Raw genomic sequence first — 16,837 nt, forward strand, 5'->3', positions numbered from 1 at the left:
CGTTGTGGGTCTTGAGCAGATTTACATTGGCCCCATTTGCGACGACGCGTTGCAACACTGAATTGCGCAGGCGCAGCGACTCTCGTGGCTCAGACTGAGCGAAGGCGCCGCCCGCGACGGCTCGGTAGAAGCTGACTGAGGCGTCCGACGCCCCCAGACGCCGAATTTCGTTTATCGGCAGCGGCTCCTTGGGGTCGAACAGGTAATTCGCCAGGAAAGCCCGCAACCAGGTGTTGCCGGACTTCGGGTAGGAGGCGAGCCAGACAATGCTCTTGCCGGCGCTCTTCTGCTGGGCAGTCCCTGGTCGCGTCCTGGGCATCTGGCTAGGCGCGTGAAAACCGGATGGCAGCGTTGCTTACAACAAAAAAACAGGGGGGCGAACCCCCCTGTTCATATCTCGAGAGACGGGCGCAGATCAGAAGGCGATCCGGACGCCGCTGCCCAGCACCCAACCCTTGACGTCGTTGTGGAAGTTCGACTCGCCGTTGGTGAAGGTCGCGCTTGAGTAGTCCACATAGGCGCCGAACGCGCCGAGCGTTACACCCTTGGCCAGCTTGTAGGAGACGCCGGCGAGGTACTGCTTGAGCGTCTCGTCCATGCTCCCGACGCAGGTGTAGCCGCCATCGACGATCGGGGTACCGCCATACGCGAAATTGGAGCAGTCGTTGTCCTGGTTCTTACCGTTCGCATAGGTGAACGAGAAGCCCCAGGGGCCGGTCTCGTAGGAGACACCGGCATCGAAGAAGCGACCGCCCTGCGCGTTGTAGTCGTTCGAGTGGGCATAGGAGCCGCCGATCGTGAAGCCGCCATAGCCCAGGTTGGCGCCCGCGGCCCAGACCTGCGGATCGCTCTGACCGCCCTTGGCAGCCGAGCCGAAGCCGTAACGGCCGGAGATCGCGACGTTCACCGCCCCGAACGAGTTCACGTAGTTGGCGCCCACGTCGACGATGTCGTGCAGCGTCGTGTCCGTGTTCAGCTGAGCAAAGCTGTCCTGCCTGCCGTCGCGGGCATAGGACGCACCCACCTGGAAGCCGGCAAAGCGCGGCGTGTAGTAGGTGAAGCGCTGCGCGTCGTTGTTGCGCCCGACCTCGATGTAGCTCGAGCCCAGCGTACCGCGGAAGACGTCGGCGCCCATGCCTTTCCCCGAGAACGGGACGAACTGGGTCAGCGAGCCCGAGTTCGCACCGATAAAGGTGACGTCCGGCGCCGCATAGGTCATCTTGTAGCCGGCCGAGTTCTCGGAGCCGAGGTCGATCTCGCCGAACGAGCCCTTGATGAACATATAGGACTCGTCGATCTGGTCGGTCGAGGTGTTGCCCTCGAGCTGGACGTTGCCGCCGAACTGCAGGCCGTTGTCGAGCGTGATCTTCGGCAGGAACCAGATCTCGGAGTCCGACTTCTGGTCAATGCCGTTGTAGTTGCCGCTGGGGGCCTTCACGCCCGCGTTATCGTACATAGTCAGGTCGTTGTGGGCGTAGCCGCCGTACTGCTCCATATAGCCGCCGACGCGGACCTGCCACTCGTTCGCGGAGGCCTGGGTCGCGAAGGCGCCCACAAGCGCGATGGCGCTGGTACCGAGGAGAACCTTCTTCATCTTGTCCCTCATGAGGTTTGTGCACGTGTCTTTCGGTCGACCGGCCAATAGACGCGCGGCCGGACAAGGCACTTCGACCTTGCTGACGCCCTTCTCCCGCAAGCAGCGCCAGCCGTCAACGTCCCGGCCACGCGGCGCTTCTCGCTCCGGGCCGAGCGGTGCAGTTTTGCAACATGCCTCCGTGACCACCGGACTCCGCGCGGCGCCATCGGCCGCTAGGCACCCCCGAATCTGTGTGCTAGAGACGGCTTGTCCCGGGCGCAGGATGCCGGGGCCAAGCAAAAGCGTGGGACGGAAATGGCCATGACACCTATCGCCGACAGACTCTCGGGCGCCGCGCCCCGCTTCGCGCGGCCGGTCGCCCTCACGGTGCTCGCCGCGCTGCTGACTGCCTGCGGCGGGGACTACGCTCCGCAGAAGGACGCGGCGCCGCCGGGCGGCCCGAAGAAACAGTACAATCCAAACGAGACCACGGTCTTCGGCGACAAGGGCGTCTCGGTCGGCAATATCCGCTCGCTCAAGGGCATTTTCGGCAGCAAGCAGAACAATCAGGGCCAGCTGCCGGTCAACAAGTATCTGTGGCAGGCCTCGCTCGACACGTTGTCCTTCCTCCCGCTCGCCTCCAGCGATCCGTTCACCGGCGTCATCGCCACCGACTGGGGAACCACGCCGCAGACGCCGACCGAGCGCGTCAAGGTCACGGCTTTCATCACCAGCTCGGCTCTCTCCGCCGCCTCCCTGAAGGTCGCGGTCTACCGCGAGGTCCGCAACGCCGACGGCGTTTGGGTGCCCGCCCCGGTTAGCGCCGAGACGCCACGCAAGCTCGAGGACGCGATTCTGACCAGGGCACGCCAGATCCGAATCGCCGAGCGCGAGGGCAAGGCTGCCGGCTGATCGGCTGCTCCGCATCGGCGCGCCGACAATTGAATTTCCGCCCGGTCCGTGCTTGAGATGCGGGCGTGGCCTTGGCCGCGCCCCGAGGAAGGATTCCGAGCACCGCATGTCCGACCAGCCGATCGAGAAGAGCCCGGCTCCACGCTTCAACCACCGTGCCGCCGAGCCGAAATGGCAGCGCCGCTGGCAGGCGCGCGGCGCCTTCGCCGCGAGGCGCGACGAGACCCGGCCGAAATACTACGTGCTCGAGATGTTTCCCTATCCCTCGGGACGCATCCACATGGGCCACGTGCGCAACTACACCATGGGCGACCTGGTGGCGCGCTACAAGCGGGCGCAAGGGTTCAATGTTCTGCACCCGATGGGCTGGGACGCCTTCGGCATGCCGGCAGAGAACGCGGCGATGGAACGCCGCGTGCACCCGCGCGAATGGACCTACCAGAACATCGCCGCCATGCGCGGCCAGCTGAAATCGATGGGCCTCAGCCTCGACTGGGACCGCGAGTTCGCAACCTGCGACCCGGAGTACTACGGTCACCAGCAGGCCATGTTCCTCGACATGCTCGAGGCCGGGCTCGTGGCGCGCAAGAGCTCGGTGGTGAACTGGGACCCCGTGGACCGAACCGTGCTCGCCAACGAGCAGGTGATCGACGGGCGCGGCTGGCGCTCGGGCGCGCCGGTCGAGCGGCGCGAGCTGACCCAATGGTTCTTCCGCATCTCGGAAATGGCCGAGGAGCTCCTCGCGGCGATCGACGGCCTCGAGCGCTGGCCCGAGAAGGTGCGGCTGATGCAACGCAACTGGATCGGGCGTTCCGACGGGCTTCAGTTCCGCTTCGAGATGGCGCCGAACGATCTGGTCGACTGGCCCGAGCTCGAGGTCTACACCACGCGCCACGACACGCTGTTCGGCGCGACATTCGCGGCGATCTCGCCAGACCACCCGCTGTCGAAGGCGCTCGAGCCCGAGCTTCCCGGCCTCGCTGCGTTCAATGCCGAGTGCCGGCGCACGGGCACCTCCGAAGAGGAACTGGCGCAGGCCGAGAAGAAGGGCTTCGCCACCGGCCTCGAGGTCATCCATCCCTTCGATCCCGGCTGGCGCATTCCGGTCTACGTGGCGAACTTCATCCTGATGGACTACGGCACCGGGGCGATTTTCGGCTGCCCGGCGCATGATCAGCGCGATCTCGATTTCGCGCGCAGCTACGATCTGCCGGTGCTTCCGGTGGTGTGCCCGCCCGACACGGATCCAACCACCTTCCGAATCGGGACAGAGGCCTATGTGGGCGCGGGAACTCTGATCAACTCGCGTTTCCTCGACGGTATGGAGATCGAGCAGGCGAAGGAGGAAATGGCGCAACAGATCGAGGCCATGCGCCGGGGCGAGCGTCGCGTGAACTACCGGCTGCGCGACTGGGGCATTAGCCGCCAGCGTTACTGGGGCTGCCCGATCCCGGTGATCCACTGCGAGGCTTGCGGTGCGGTGCCGGTGCCGCGCGACCAGCTCCCCGTGACGCTGCCCGAGGACGTCGCCTTCGACCGGCCGGGAAACCCGCTCGACCGCCACACGGCCTGGCGCGATGTGGCCTGCCCGACCTGCGGAGGCCCCGCGCGGCGTGAAACCGACACCATGGACACCTTCGTCGATTCGTCCTGGTACTACGCACGCTTCACCGCACCGCGCGCGCAGGCCCCGACGTCGGGACCCGATGTCGAGTACTGGATGAACGTCGACCAGTATATCGGCGGCGTGGAGCACGCCATCCTGCATCTTCTCTACTCGCGCTTCTTCGCCCGTGCCATGCACCGCACGGGACATCTCCCCGCGACTGCGATCGAGCCCTTCGACGCCCTGTTCACGCAGGGCATGGTCGTGCACGAGTGCTATTTCACCGAGCGCGACGGCCGGCGCGTCTGGCATGCGCCCGCGGACGTGGCGAAGGCGGAGGACGGCACATTACGCCTGTGCGACACCGGCCAGCCGGTCGAGGTCGGCGCCATCACGAAGATGTCGAAGTCGCGCAAGAACACGATCGACCCCGAGGATATCATCGAGCAGTACGGCGCCGACGTGGCGCGCTGGTTCATGCTATCGGACAGCCCGCCCGACCGTGACGTGGAGTGGACCACTGCGGGCGTTGAGGGTGCCTGGCGCTTCCTGCAGCGCCTGTGGCGCATGATGAACGAGTCAACCCTGGCTGCGCGCGGCTCCGATCCGGGCAAGATCGGTCCCGAAGCCGAGGCGCTCAGGCGCGCCACGCACAAGACAATACGGGGAGTCACGGCGGAGATCGAGGCTTTCGCCTTCAACAAGGCGGTTGCGCGGGTGCACGAACTGGCCAACGCCGTGCAGAAGACGGGCGAGGGTGCGGGTGCCCCCTTCGCCCGGCGCGAGGCGCTGGAAACTCTGGCGCGGCTGATGGCACCGATGACGCCGCATTTCGCCGAGGAGATGTGGGAGGCACTTGGCCACGAGGCTTCGCTGATCGAGACGCCGTGGCCCGATTTCGACCAGGCCCTGACGCGCGATGATACCATCGTGCTTCCAGTGCAGGTGAACGGCAAGAAGCGGGCCGAGATCGAGGTTGCACAGCAGGCCGACCGGGCGACAATCGAGGACGCGGCGCTTGCGAGCCCCGATGTCTCGCGTCATCTGGGTGGTCGGGCACCGCGCAAGGTGATCGTCGTGCCGGGGCGGATCGTCAATGTTGTCGTGTGAGCGGCGGCACCTGCTGAGCGCTGTGGCGCTGGGGGGAGTCGCGTGGCTTGCCGCCGGCTGCTTCCGGCCCATGCTGGCCGAGGGCGGCGCCTCATCGGCGTTGATTGGCCGGATCGCTCTGCCGGAGCCTGTCGACCGGTTTTCCTATTATCTCGATCGCAGCCTGACCGAGCGCCTGGGCGAGCCGAAAAGCCCCGATTTCCGGTTGAAGGTCAAGACGCATATCGACCGCGAGCAGCTGGCCATCACTCAGAACGACGCAGTGACGCGTATCAGCCTTACTGCGGTCGCCGACTGGTCGCTCTACCGCAAAGGCGAGGCCAAGCCGTTCCTTAGCGAGCGCGTGGTATCACGCTCGGGCTACAACTCCACTGCCTCGCTCTTCGCCACCCGCGAGATCAAACAGGACGTCGAGCGCCGGCTGGCGCGCGATCTGGGCGAGCGTATCGCCTTGCGGCTGCTGGCCAGGGCGGGTCAGATCTCCGCCGGATCGGGGTCATGAAGCTCTCGGGCCCCCGGGCAGAGACGTTCTGCTCCTGCCCCGACGCGAGCATGCGCGGCGTGCTGGTCTATGGCGCGGACAGCACGCTCGTCGCCTTGCGCCGGAGCACATTGGTGCGTGCCTCGACCGATGGCGACGCCTTGCGGCTGACACGGCTCGACGCGGGGCGGGCAGCTCGCGATCCCTCGGAAATCGACGCCGCGCTCCGGGCACGCGGATTCTTCGCCGGACGGCCGGTGGCGCTGATCGAAGGCGCAGGCGACGCGCTGGCGCGGCCGCTGGTCGACGTCCTGCGCGAGATCACGGCTGAAGACGCGTTCCTGGTGGTGACCGCCGGCGCTCTTCCGGCGCGCTCGACACTCAGGAAGCTGTTCGAGACGGGCGAGGGACTGGTTGCCATCGCCTGCCAGGGCGGCCCGCCTGCTCCGGGTGAGCTGGCGGAGCTCCTGACCGGCGCCGGGCTTGCAAAGACGCTCACAGCCGATGCCATGGGCGAAATGGCGGTCGCGGCCGAAGGGATGCATCGGGGCGCGCTGATGCAGCTGGTCGAGAAAGTCTCCGTCTACGCGCTCGGGAGATCGGCGCCGCTGGACGCGGCCGAGCTCCGCACCGTGCTGCCGGCTAGCGAAGAAACCCAGCTCGACCAGCTGATCTCCGCCGTTGCCGGCGGCCGGGCGGACTCGGTCGGCCCCCTCATGACGCGGCTTGCCGGCTCGGGCACCACTCCGGTGGCAGCGCTGATTGCCGCGGGCCGGCATTTCCGGGTTCTGCTCGCTCTCGCGAGCGCGTCCGATGGCGCGCGCGCCGCCGCGGCCCGCCTCAGGCCGCCGCTGTTTGGGCCGCGCCGCGATGCGTTGCTCGCACAAGTGCGCTCGTGGGATTTTGCGCGGCTCGAAGCGGCGATCCGGATTGTCTTCCAGACCGACCGGCTCGTCCGCTCGCGGGGGACCCGTCCGGACTGCGCCCTTGTCGAGCGCTGCCTGATTCGTATCGCCATGATCGCGGCTCGCGGCTGAAGCATCAGGGCTTCATTCGACCAGTAAGTTACATAAGCGATTGATATAACACGATTATTCTGACAATCTCTGGCAAAGCCTGTCGAGATCCTCAAGCGAGCGATAGCGGATCCGGAGTTCGCCGCTGCCGTCGCCGACATGGTTGATCGACACGGCCATCTTGAGCGCCGCCGACAGATCGCCTTCGAGCAGTCGGGTATCCGCGTCCTTCTGATGCGTAGCGGTGCGAGATCGCCGCGTGCGGTCAGGGCGGGAAACGCGACGGGCCAGGTCCTCGACCTGCCGGACGGTCAGGCCCTTGCGCACCGCGTCCCTGGCTAGGGCCAGGGGATCGGCCGCACCGAGCAGGGCCCGTGCGTGACCGGGCGTCAGCCGGCCCGCCCGCAGGTAATCTTGCACCTCATCAGGCAGGCCCAGCAGGCGCAGCGTGTTGGCCACGTGGCTTCTGCTCTTGCCGACGATCTCCGCAAGCGCCTCCTGCGTGTAGGAGAAGCGCTCGATCAACTGCGCGTAACCAGTCGCCTCCTCGACCGCGTTCAGGTCCGCACGCTGAACGTTTTCGATGATGGCGATCTCGAGCACGGTGCGGTCATCGACCTGCCGGATGACGACCGGAAGGTCATGCAATTGCGCGCGTTGCGCCGCGCGCCAGCGACGTTCGCCGGCGACGATCTGATAGTCCCCGGCGTGTTCCGGATCAGGACGGACGACCAGCGGCTGGATAATCCCTCGCTGGCGGATGGAATCAGCGAGCTCGTTCAGCTCCCGCTCGCCGAAATTGCGGCGGGGCTGGTTTGGATTCGACCGGAGTCGCTCTACCGGGAGCACTGTCGGCGTGCGTTCAGGCAACGGGGCCGCATCGCCGGGCTCCATATCCGAAAGGTCGACATCGCCCAGGAGCGCCGAAAGGCCACGCCCCAGACCGCGCTTCTCAGGTGTCCTGGTCATTCCGGTCTCCTTCTGTTCTAGATCTCGCTCAGGCAGCAATGCGGGCCTGGTCCCGGCGTAAAAGCTCACGCGCCAGGGCCCGGTAAGCGATGCTTCCCGCGCAGTTCGGATCGTAGAGCAGCCCGGGCAGGGCGTAGCTCGGCGCCTCCGACAGCCGCACATTGCGCGGAATGATCGTCTCGAAGACAGAATCGCCCAGATTCAGCCGCACGTCCTCGGCGACCTGGGCCGACAGGTTGTTCCGCCGGTCATACATTGTCAGGACGATCCCCTCGACCCGCAAGGCCGGGTTAAGCCTGTTCTGCACCCGCTTGACTGTGGCGAGAAGCTGGCTGAGGCCCTCAAGCGCGAAGAACTCGCACTGTAGCGGTACGAGAACCGTATCGGCAGCGGCCATCGCATTGACGGTGAGAAGGTTCAGGGACGGCGGACAATCAATGATAATATAATCGTACCAATCGGTTGGACCAATCTCTCCTTGGCTGTGAATGGCGCTCCGCAAGCGCTCGGCGCGGTCCGCCACATTGCTCAGTTCGGCCTCGAGCCCCGCCAGGTCAGGGGTGGCCGGCACGAGGAAGAGCCCATTGTCTCCACAGGCAAGAGCAGCGTCCGCCAGTGGCTGGTTCTCGGTCAACACGTTGTAGATCGAGAGGTGTCGTTGTCGCGCCCCGACGCCGAGACCCGTTGACGCGTTTCCTTGGGGATCGAGATCGATCAGCAAAATCCGCTTGCCTTCCTCGACCAGCGCCTCGGCCAGGTTGATCGCCGTGGTCGTCTTCCCCACGCCGCCCTTCTGGTTCGCGAGCGCGACCACGCGGCCCGCGCGGCGTGACGACGGATCCTGCGCTGTCATGATCTTGGCTTGAGCTCCACAATCTTAAGGATGACCGCATCCGGATCCGTACGGCTGGCGATCCGGTCCAGGCGAATATGCCAATCTCTCCGCGCAGCGGTCAATTCGGAATCGGCCTGCGCTCCCTTCGGGAAAAGCAAGACCGACCCAGGCTGCGTGAACCTGTAAGCTAGGCGACAGAGCCGGGGCAGCGGCGCCAGCGCGCGGGCCGAAACCACGTCATGCGCGCGACCAGGTAGCGACTCGATCCGTGCGGCCTCAATCCCGATGTTCAAGCCCATGGCACGGGCGGCGATGCCCAGAAAGACGGCCTTGCGTCGGTCGGATTCGACCAATGTGACCTGCAGGGCCGGCGAATGTTCGGCAGCAAGCGCCGCCACGGGCAAACCCGGCAACCCGGCGCCCGCGCCGAGATCGATCCAGCTTCGCGCGCCGTTCGGCGCAAGCCCGAAGAGCTGCGCGGAATCCGCCAGATGCCGCGCCCAAGCTTCGGCCAGGCTCGCCGCGGAGACAAGATTTATGCGCTCGTTCCAGCGCCGGAGCAGGTCGAGATATGTCTCCAGCTTGCCGAGTGTTTCACGTGAAACATCGAAGGTGCGACGGAACTCGTCAGCGTTCATTTGACGCGATGTTTCTCACGCGGCTTTACGACCATCTAGTCCGTGATTCCGCGCTGCAGCGGCCAGTGCCCAAGGGTCGGGGTGCGCCCGACGGCTGGCATGCATTGCCTTCAGCGATCACTTTGCATCTTTCCCGCCGTTTACCGCGTTTCGCGGCGCGGCAATCCTCTCCATTCGGCCGTGAGCCGGTGGTGCCTGCTTACATTACGCATTCATGGACTCGAAAAACTCCGAATTGCTTTTCGTTTGCTTGAGCTTTGCCAAAAGAAACTCGATCGCGTCCGTGGTGCCCATCGGGTTGAGAATGCGCCGCAGCACGAACACCTTCGCCAGGTCGGCCTTGGGAACCAAGAGCTCCTCCTTGCGCGTACCGGATTTGAGAATGTCCATGGAAGGAAACACCCGTTTGTCGGCCACCTTCCGGTCCAGAACAATCTCCGAGTTCCCTGTTCCCTTGAACTCCTCGAAAATGACCTCGTCCATCCGGCTCCCGGTGTCGATTAGGGCGGTCGCGATGATGGTCAGCGAGCCCCCTTCCTCGATGTTTCGCGCCGCGCCGAAGAACCGCTTGGGCCGCTGCAAGGCATTGGCATCCACGCCACCGGTCAGAACTTTGCCCGAGGACGGAACCACGGTGTTATAGGCACGGCCGAGACGCGTTATCGAGTCGAGCAGAATGACCACGTTCCGGCCGTGCTCCACCAGGCGCTTCGCTTTCTCGATCACCATCTCGGAGACTGCAACGTGCCGCGTTGCCGGCTCGTCGAAAGTAGACGAAATCACCTCGCCCCGGACCGAGCGCTGCATGTCGGTCACTTCCTCCGGCCGCTCGTCGATCAGGAGCACGATCAGGTAGCAGTCCGGGTGATTGCGCTCGATCGAATGCGCGATGTTCTGCAACAACACGGTTTTACCGGTCCTCGGCGGAGCCACGATCAGACAGCGCTGGCCCTTCCCGATCGGCGCGACGAGATCGATCACCCTCGCCGACTTGTCCTTCACGGTCGGATCCTCGATCTCCATCGTGAACCGCTCGTCCGGATAGAGCGGCGTCAGGTTGTCGAAATGCACCTTGTGCCGGGCCTTCTCCGGCTCCTCGAAATTGATCGTGCTGACCTTCAGCAGGGCGAAATAGCGCTCGCCGGCCTTCGGAGCCCGGATCGGACCCTCGATCGTGTCCCCAGTACGAAGGGCAAAACGCCTGATCTGGTTCGGACTTACATAGATGTCGTCCGGACCCGGCAGGTAATTCGCCTCCGGCGAACGCAGAAAGCCGAACCCGTCCTGCAGCACCTCGAGCACGCCGGTTCCCACGATTTCCACGTCCCGCTCGGCGAGCTCCTTCAGGATCGCGAAGAGCATATCCTGCTTGCGCATCGAGGATGCGCCTTCCACCTCGAGCTCCTCGGCCATGCTGAGAAGGTCCGTCGGCGACTTCGCCTTGAGATCGGAGAGTTTCTGCACTGTCATGTCTTGGTCCAGGAAGGCCGGGCTCAGCTCAGGGCGGATAGCGGGGCCGCCGGCGCGGGGAGGGATAATCGGGGAGGCATGCCCATGGATGGCGACAACGAACGCGGCGAGACTCTCACCGCGCTGCATCCACCCGCTACATAGGCCGGCGGAGCCCTGTGTGTCAATTTCCCTCCGCTGCCTGCCGGCTCTGCCGTTCAGAATGGGCGGACGATCACCATCAGGACGATCCCGATCATCAGGACCGTCGGCACCTCGTTGGCAATCCGATAGAACTTGGCCGGGCGGCGGTTCCGGTCATTGGCGAAATCGCGCCACCACCGCACGAGCAGGTGATGATAGATCGTCATGACTACGACGAGGACCGCCTTGACCTGCACCCAGCCGCGGCTCCAGTCCACGATACCGGGCGTGAAGACAAGCATCAGCCCGAAGGCCCAGGTGGCCAGCGAGGCAGGATTGGCAATGAGCTTCAACAGACGCCGCTCCATCACCTTGAACGTCTCTCCTGGCTCACCGGGACCCGATCCGGCTTCGGCGTGATAGACGAACAGCCGCGGCAAATACAAAAGCGCCGCCATCCACGCGATCACCGAGATGACGTGTAGCGCCTTGGTCCAAGGGTAAATCTCCGCCAGGAAATTGGTCACCGCAGCCGTCATCCCCGCACGCCCCGCAACAGGGTCTCGACATGGGCCGGGTTGGTCTGCGGCACGATCCCATGGCCCAGGTTGACGATGTACGGCGCACCGGCCATCGTCCGAACCATCCGCCGTGCCGTCTCCTCAAGGCGCTTGCCTCCTGCGGCCAGCAACAGCGGGTCGAGATTTCCCTGCAGTGTCGCGCCTGGAGACATCCGCATCCGCGCCCAATCCAGCGGTACGGCGCTGTCCAGCCCTACCGCTGCCACACCGGTCTTCCGCGCAAACTCCGGGTACAGCGCCCCGGCGCCGCGCGGAAACCCGATCACCGGCACTTGCGGCCAAGCTTTGGCCAGAGTCGCGACGATCTGCCGGGCCGGCCGGATCACGAACTGCTCGAACAAATCCGCGGGCAACGCTCCGGCCCAGCTGTCGAACAACATCACGACCTCTGCTCCAGCAGCGATCTGTCCAGCGAGATACCGGACCGTCGCCTTCGTCAGCACCTCTATCAACCCCTCGAAGTTTTCCGGATCTCGATACATCCAAAGCCGCCCCGGCGCCTGATCTGACGTGCCTTGACCCGCCACCATGTAGCTCGCCACAGTCCATGGTGCACCAGCGAAACCGATCAGCGCCACCTCGCCCGGCAAGGATACGCTCAGGCGCCGCACCGTCTCGTAGACGGGCACCAGAACGTCATCGACCGCATCGGCCGGTCGCAAGGCGCTCAGCGCGGCCCGGCTGTCAATCGCAGGTTCGAGCCGCGGACCCTCTCCCTCGACAAAGCACAACCTCTGGCCCAACGCGTGCGGAACCAGCAGGATATCGGCGAACAGAATGGCCGCGTCCATGCCGAACCGCCGGATCGGTTGCAGCGTCACTTCCTCGGCCAATTCGGGCGTGAAGCAAAGATCAAGAAAGCTTCCCACCTCAGCTCGCAGCTTTCGGTATTCCGGCAGATACCGCCCAGCCTGCCGCATTAGCCATACCGGAGGGACTTCCAGCGCTTCACCCCGGAGCACTCGCAAGATCTTCTTGTCCGGTTCCTGGGTCATGCCCGGCGCTTCTTCCTTCATTGAAGGAATCTTGAAAGAGGTTGTTGAGTCAGTAGTACGCTGAGTCCCGGGGATTACCGCATTGCCAAAAGGATTCACAGGGTTATCCAAGGGCGCAACATCGATCCATGCCCGGACTGGAAACGGATTAAGCTGCGTAAAAAGCGATCTTTATTATTTTATCGTTTTGTTTCAACAACTTAAGTTTATACTATGAGTCCGGAACCATTAAGATATCAACTCAATTCTAGCTGGTTCACTGACAGGGCGGAAGTTATCCACACCGGTGTCCAAGCCGGGTTTCGTGCCTGCACAGGTGGAAAAGTCGGCCCGTGTTCCACAGGGCTCGCTGTACGCTACGGGACCGCACACACTGTCCCGACATTTTCCCCTTCGCATCCCAGACTCTGCCCACAGCCGCGCTCTTCCGCCCAGCGAGCATTCGGCGCATTGTCGCGGTGACGGCCCGGGCGGGGCCGCGCGGTATTCGGGGCGGTACTCATGGCAAGCGTGGAATTCAACCTGCATTTGATCTCGGACTCCACCGGCGAGACACTGCATGCCTTGGCACGCGCCGCCCTGGCCCCCTTTCGCCCCGACACCGAAGTCCAGGTGCATCTTTCCGTCTTCGTGCGCAGCGAGCGCGATCTCGATGCGGCCCTGGACACCCTGCGCCGTCATCCCGGCCCGGTCTGGTACACCGTGGTGGACCCGGAAATCAGCGCGGGGATCGAGGCCGCCTGCCGCGAGCTCGCCGTCGACCGGGTCAGTGTGCTCAGCCCTCTGATCGACGGTCTCGCTACTTATTTGTGCCGCCAGCCGAGCCACAGGCCGGGACTCCAACACCAGATGGGCAGCGACTATTTCGAGCGCATCGCCGCCCTCGATTTCGCGATCGCACATGACGACGGCGCCCTCGGCGCACGCCTGCGCCGGGCGGATGTGGTCCTGACCGGCGTCAGTCGTACCTCCAAGACCCCGACCTGTATTTATCTCGCCTATCGCGGTGTGAAGGCGGCCAACGTCCCTCTGCTTCCTAATCGCATGCCGCCCCCGGAACTCCTGGAGGCCATCGCCGACGGCACACCGGTGATCGGCCTGACGGCGAGCCCGGCGCGTCTGGCGCAGGTGCGCGGGCACCGGCTGGAAAGCCTCGGCCATTCGCCGCACGATGCCTATGCAGACCTCGAGCGTATCCGCAATGAAGTCGCCGAAGCCCGGCTTTTCTTCCAGCGCCAGCGCCTCCCCGTGATCGATGTCACGCGCCGCTCGATCGAGGAGACCGCGGCCGAGGTCCTCGCCGAGCTTCGCGCGCGCGGAAATGCCGCTGCCCGCCGCGACGCCGCCCGCCGCGACCTGCCGGACACGATCCGATGAGCCCTCTCCTGCTCGCCAGCGGCTCGGTGACCCGCGCCGCGATGCTGCGCGCGGCAGGCGTCGAGACTGAGGCCGTCTCCGCTAGCGTTGATGAGCCGGCCCTGCGCCAGGCCATGCTGGCCGAGCACGCGCCGGCCCGCGACATCGCCGACAAGCTCGCCGAGCTCAAGGCGCGGCGGGTCAGTGGCCGGCACCCGGACAGGCTGGTGCTGGGGGCCGATCAGGTTCTGGTGGCGGCAGGCGAGCTCTACGCCAAGCCGGCCGACCGCGCCGCGGCAATGGCGCAACTCCGGGCGCTCCGTGGCCGCACCCATGACCTGCTCTCGGCAGCGGTCGTTGTCCAGGCGGGTGCCCCGGTCTGGCGCCATATCGGACGCGCGCGGCTTTTCATGCGCCCCTTCTCCGATGCGTTCCTCGAGGACTATCTCGACCGGATGGGCGATCTGGCCTTCGCCTCGGTCGGCTGCTATCAGCTCGAGGGTCTGGGCGCGCAGCTCTTCGCCCGTGTCGAGGGGGATTTCTTCACCGTGCTTGGCCTGCCGCTGCTCGAGCTTCTCGGTTTTCTGCGCGCACGGGGGGTCCTTCGCGAATGACCGACACGAAATCTGGTGATCTTGCTGCCGGCCTGGCCGGGGTCACCGGCTGGCCGGTGGCGCATTCCCGCTCGCCGCTGATCTTCGCGCACTGGTTCGCCCGCTACGCCCTTGCCGGATCCTATGTGCGGCTTCCGGTTCGTCCCCACGACCTGGCCCAGGTTCTCCATGCCTTGCCCAAGGCCGGGTTCGGTGGCCTCAACGTCACCATTCCGCACAAGACTGACGCCCTCGCGCTCGCCGACCGGGCCAGCGAGGCCGCGCGGGCGATCGGTGCCGCCAATACCCTGACCTTCACGTCGAAGGGCGGGATTCACGCCGACAATACCGACGCCTTCGGCTTCCTCGAGAACCTGCGCGAGGGCGCGCCCGCATGGGACCCGCGCAGCGGGCCGGCGCTCGTGCTCGGCGCCGGCGGCGCCGCCCGTGCCGTTGTGCATGCGCTTGTGGGCGCGGGCGTGCCGGCGGTCCGGCTGGCCAATCGCTCGCGAGACCGCGCCGAGGCGCTGGCGGCGCATTTCGGGCGGCGCGTCGAGCTGGTCGACTGGGCCGCCCGCATCGACGCAATCGCCGGCGCGGCGCTGATCGTCAACACCACCAGTTTGGGCATGGCCGGCCAGCCGCCGCTTGCCGTTTCGCTCGCCGGCGCGGCGCCCGGCACGGTGGTTTGCGATATCGTCTATGCGCCGCTGGAGACACCGCTCCTCGCCGAGGCCCGCACCTGCGGCCTCATCGCGGTGGACGGTCTCGGCATGCTGCTGCACCAGGCGCGGCCCGCCTTCCGCGCCTGGTTCGGTATCGACCCCGCCGTCGATGCCGAATTGCGCCGCGTCGTGCTCGGGGACACGCCATGATCCGGCTGGGGCTGACCGGCTCGATCGGCATGGGCAAGTCGACCGTGCTATCGATGTTCGCCGAGCTCGGCGTGCCCACCTGGAGCGCCGATACGGCCGTGCACCGCCTCTACGCGCCCGGCGGCGCCGGCGCCGAGGCCATCAGCACGCTCGTGCCCCCGGCCGTCGGCGCCGAGGGCGTCGACCGGGTGAAGCTGCGCCAGGCGATCCTCGCCGACGCGTCGCTATTCGGCCGCATCGAGGCAGCGATCCATCCCCTCGTCGAGGCCGATCGCGATGCCTTCCTGGCGCGCGCCGGTGCCGCAGGCGCACAGCTGGCCGTGTGCGACATCCCGCTGCTGTTCGAGACCGGCGCCGAGTCGGGCTTCGACAAGGTCGCCGTCGTCACCACCTCGCCGGACGATCAGCGCGCCCGGGTGCTGGCCCGCCAGGGCATGACGAAGGCGGCCCTCGACGCCATCCTCGCCCGCCAGGTCCCCGATGCCGAGAAGCGCGCTCGTGCGGACTTCGTGATCGACACCTCCGGCCAGAAGAGTGAGACCCGCGAGCAGGTGCGCACGATCCTTGCCGAGCTCACCGCCGTTGCCCCCAGGGAGAAGGACTGATCCCGTGCGCGAAGTCGTCCTCGATACCGAGACCACCGGCCTCGATCCCGCCCAGGGCCACCGCGTCGTCGAGATCGGCGCCATTGAGCTGGAGAACCTGCTGCCCACGGGCCGCATCTATCACCGGTACGTCAATCCCGAACGGCCGGTGCCGCGCGATGCCGTCGCGGTGCATGGTCTCACGGACGCCTTCCTGGCGGACAAGCCGGTCTTTGCCGGCATCGCCGAGAGCTTCCTCGACTTCATCGGTGATGCGCGGCTGGTGATCCACAACGCCGCCTTCGACCTGCGCATGCTGAACGCAGAGCTTGCGCGGATCGGCGCCGAGGCCCTGCCCGCCGGCCGCGCCCTCGACACGCTCGAGATCGCGCGGGCCCGCTTCCCCGGCGCCCCGGCCTCGCTCGATGCGCTCTGCCGGCGCTTCAGCATCGACAATTCGGGCCGCGACAAGCACGGCGCGCTGCTCGACTCCGAACTTCTCGCCGAGGTCTATCTCGAGCTGATGGGCGGCCGCCAACGCGGCCTCGCCCTCGATGCCGGCGGCACCGCTCGCGCGGGAACCCAGGCCGGTGACTGGCATGCGCCGGCGCGCTCGCGTCCGCTCGCTCCGCGGCTCACCCCCGGGGAGAAGGCCGCGCATGACGCCTTCGTCGCCGAGCTCGGCGATTCTGCCCTGTGGCACCGATTTTCAGATTGACGTCGACACCGAAGGCCCCGCGGGAAAGTCCGGGGACCGACCCGGCAAATCCGCGGCGCCCGCGCTACCGGCTCAGCGCGGCCTGCAGCTCCTTCTTCACCTTGCGTGCGCGCGGCGACAGGCCCGCCTCGTCCGCCTTGAGCAGGAAGGCATCGAGCCCGCCCCGGTGATCCACTGTCCGCAGCGTCGAATTGGCGATGCGGAAGCGGAAGGTGCGGCCCAGCGCCTCGCTGACCAGCGAAACGTGCTGCAGGTTCGGCAGGTAGCGCCGGTTGGTCTTGATGTTCGAGTGGCTGACCCGGTGGCCGGTCAGCACGCCCTTGCCCGTCAGTTCGCAGCGGCGCGACATCGCTCGATTCCTTCTCAGCCCGTTACCGTCCCCGGCGCGTCGCCCGGACC

General features: G+C 66.1%; 17 protein-coding genes and 1 pseudogene. 9 read left to right on the forward strand and 9 right to left on the reverse strand.

Annotation, left to right across the window (positions count from 1 at the left end; translation table 11 throughout):
* Both AC32QD_RS08635 and AC32QD_RS08640 read right to left on the reverse strand, forming a co-directional pair.
* A pseudogene (locus tag AC32QD_RS08635) lies at nt 1–319 on the reverse strand (hypothetical protein); the annotation flags it as partial.
* A gap of 96 nt (nt 320–415) precedes the next feature.
* Nucleotides 416–1,594 (reverse strand): porin, encoded by a 1,179-nt coding sequence (locus tag AC32QD_RS08640; protein WP_492010086.1) that lies wholly within the window; start codon nt 1,592–1,594, stop codon nt 416–418.
* A gap of 303 nt (nt 1,595–1,897) precedes the next feature.
* On the opposite strand from AC32QD_RS08640, the gene AC32QD_RS08645 reads away from it, so the two are divergent.
* The 4 genes from AC32QD_RS08645 to holA all read left to right on the forward strand — a co-directional run bounded on the left by AC32QD_RS08645 (nt 1,898) and on the right by holA (nt 6,722).
* Nucleotides 1,898–2,488: a DUF3576 domain-containing protein gene (locus AC32QD_RS08645; protein ID WP_492010087.1), complete on the forward strand. Its 591-nt coding sequence runs from the start codon at nt 1,898–1,900 to the stop codon at nt 2,486–2,488.
* Between the two features lie 106 nt (nt 2,489–2,594).
* Entirely contained in the window at nt 2,595–5,204 is a 2,610-nt protein-coding gene (leuS, locus tag AC32QD_RS08650; protein ID WP_492010088.1) for a leucine--tRNA ligase, read from the forward strand.
* Between the two features lie 70 nt (nt 5,205–5,274).
* Nucleotides 5,275–5,706 carry an LPS assembly lipoprotein LptE gene (lptE, locus tag AC32QD_RS08655; RefSeq protein WP_492010089.1) on the forward strand — a complete coding sequence of 144 codons (432 nt, stop codon included), beginning with the start codon at nt 5,275–5,277 and terminating at the stop codon, nt 5,704–5,706.
* Nucleotides 5,703–6,722 carry a DNA polymerase III subunit delta gene (holA, locus tag AC32QD_RS08660; RefSeq protein WP_492010090.1) on the forward strand — a complete coding sequence of 340 codons (1,020 nt, stop codon included), beginning with the start codon at nt 5,703–5,705 and terminating at the stop codon, nt 6,720–6,722. The genes lptE and holA overlap by 4 nt, the downstream gene beginning before the upstream one ends.
* 54 nt (nt 6,723–6,776) lie before the next feature.
* Here holA and AC32QD_RS08665 read toward each other — a convergent pair whose 3' ends face one another.
* From AC32QD_RS08665 to hemE, 6 genes are all read right to left on the reverse strand, one after another.
* Nucleotides 6,777–7,670 (reverse strand): ParB/RepB/Spo0J family partition protein, encoded by an 894-nt coding sequence (locus AC32QD_RS08665; RefSeq protein ID WP_492010091.1) that lies wholly within the window; start codon nt 7,668–7,670, stop codon nt 6,777–6,779.
* Nucleotides 7,671–7,698: 28 nt separating this feature from the next.
* A complete protein-coding gene (locus AC32QD_RS08670) occupies nt 7,699–8,523 on the reverse strand; it encodes a ParA family protein (RefSeq protein ID WP_492010092.1) in 825 nt (274 codons plus the stop codon).
* The gene (rsmG, locus tag AC32QD_RS08675; RefSeq protein ID WP_492010093.1) at nt 8,520–9,143 is read right to left on the reverse strand and encodes a 16S rRNA (guanine(527)-N(7))-methyltransferase RsmG; all 624 of its coding nucleotides are present in this window, start codon (nt 9,141–9,143) and stop codon (nt 8,520–8,522) included. Before rsmG ends, AC32QD_RS08670 begins: the two co-directional genes overlap by 4 nt.
* A 204-nt stretch (nt 9,144–9,347) precedes the next feature.
* The gene (gene rho, locus AC32QD_RS08680; RefSeq protein ID WP_492010116.1) at nt 9,348–10,613 is read right to left on the reverse strand and encodes a transcription termination factor Rho; all 1,266 of its coding nucleotides are present in this window, start codon (nt 10,611–10,613) and stop codon (nt 9,348–9,350) included.
* Nucleotides 10,614–10,810: 197 nt separating this feature from the next.
* A complete protein-coding gene (gene hemJ / locus AC32QD_RS08685; RefSeq protein ID WP_492010094.1) occupies nt 10,811–11,275 on the reverse strand; it encodes a protoporphyrinogen oxidase HemJ in 465 nt (154 codons plus the stop codon).
* Nucleotides 11,272–12,333, reverse strand: a complete 1,062-nt coding sequence (gene hemE, locus AC32QD_RS08690) for a uroporphyrinogen decarboxylase (protein ID WP_492010095.1) — start codon at nt 12,331–12,333, stop codon at nt 11,272–11,274. The genes hemJ and hemE overlap by 4 nt, the downstream gene beginning before the upstream one ends.
* 480 nt (nt 12,334–12,813) lie before the next feature.
* On the opposite strand from hemE, the gene AC32QD_RS08695 reads away from it, so the two are divergent.
* The 5 genes from AC32QD_RS08695 to dnaQ are packed head-to-tail and all read left to right on the forward strand — an operon-like array spanning nt 12,814 to nt 16,438.
* Nucleotides 12,814–13,689: a pyruvate, water dikinase regulatory protein gene (locus AC32QD_RS08695; protein WP_492010096.1), complete on the forward strand. Its 876-nt coding sequence runs from the start codon at nt 12,814–12,816 to the stop codon at nt 13,687–13,689.
* Entirely contained in the window at nt 13,686–14,282 is a 597-nt protein-coding gene (locus AC32QD_RS08700) for a Maf family protein (protein WP_492010097.1), read from the forward strand. Before AC32QD_RS08695 ends, AC32QD_RS08700 begins: the two co-directional genes overlap by 4 nt.
* Nucleotides 14,279–15,136: a shikimate dehydrogenase gene (locus AC32QD_RS08705; protein WP_492010098.1), complete on the forward strand. Its 858-nt coding sequence runs from the start codon at nt 14,279–14,281 to the stop codon at nt 15,134–15,136. Before AC32QD_RS08700 ends, AC32QD_RS08705 begins: the two co-directional genes overlap by 4 nt.
* On the forward strand, nt 15,133–15,741 hold the full coding sequence (gene coaE, locus AC32QD_RS08710; protein WP_492010099.1) for a dephospho-CoA kinase: 609 nt from the start codon (nt 15,133–15,135) through the stop codon (nt 15,739–15,741). Before AC32QD_RS08705 ends, coaE begins: the two co-directional genes overlap by 4 nt.
* A 4-nt stretch (nt 15,742–15,745) precedes the next feature.
* Complete coding sequence (gene dnaQ, locus AC32QD_RS08715; protein WP_492010100.1) at nt 15,746–16,438, forward strand: DNA polymerase III subunit epsilon; 693 nt, start codon at nt 15,746–15,748, stop codon at nt 16,436–16,438.
* 64 nt (nt 16,439–16,502) lie between these two features.
* On the opposite strand, the gene rpmB is transcribed toward dnaQ, so the two are convergent.
* Nucleotides 16,503–16,787, reverse strand: a complete 285-nt coding sequence (gene rpmB, locus AC32QD_RS08720; RefSeq protein WP_492010101.1) for a 50S ribosomal protein L28 — start codon at nt 16,785–16,787, stop codon at nt 16,503–16,505.
* Nucleotides 16,788–16,837: the final 50 nt, after the last annotated feature.

This window comes from Thermohalobaculum sp. (assembly GCF_058622915.1).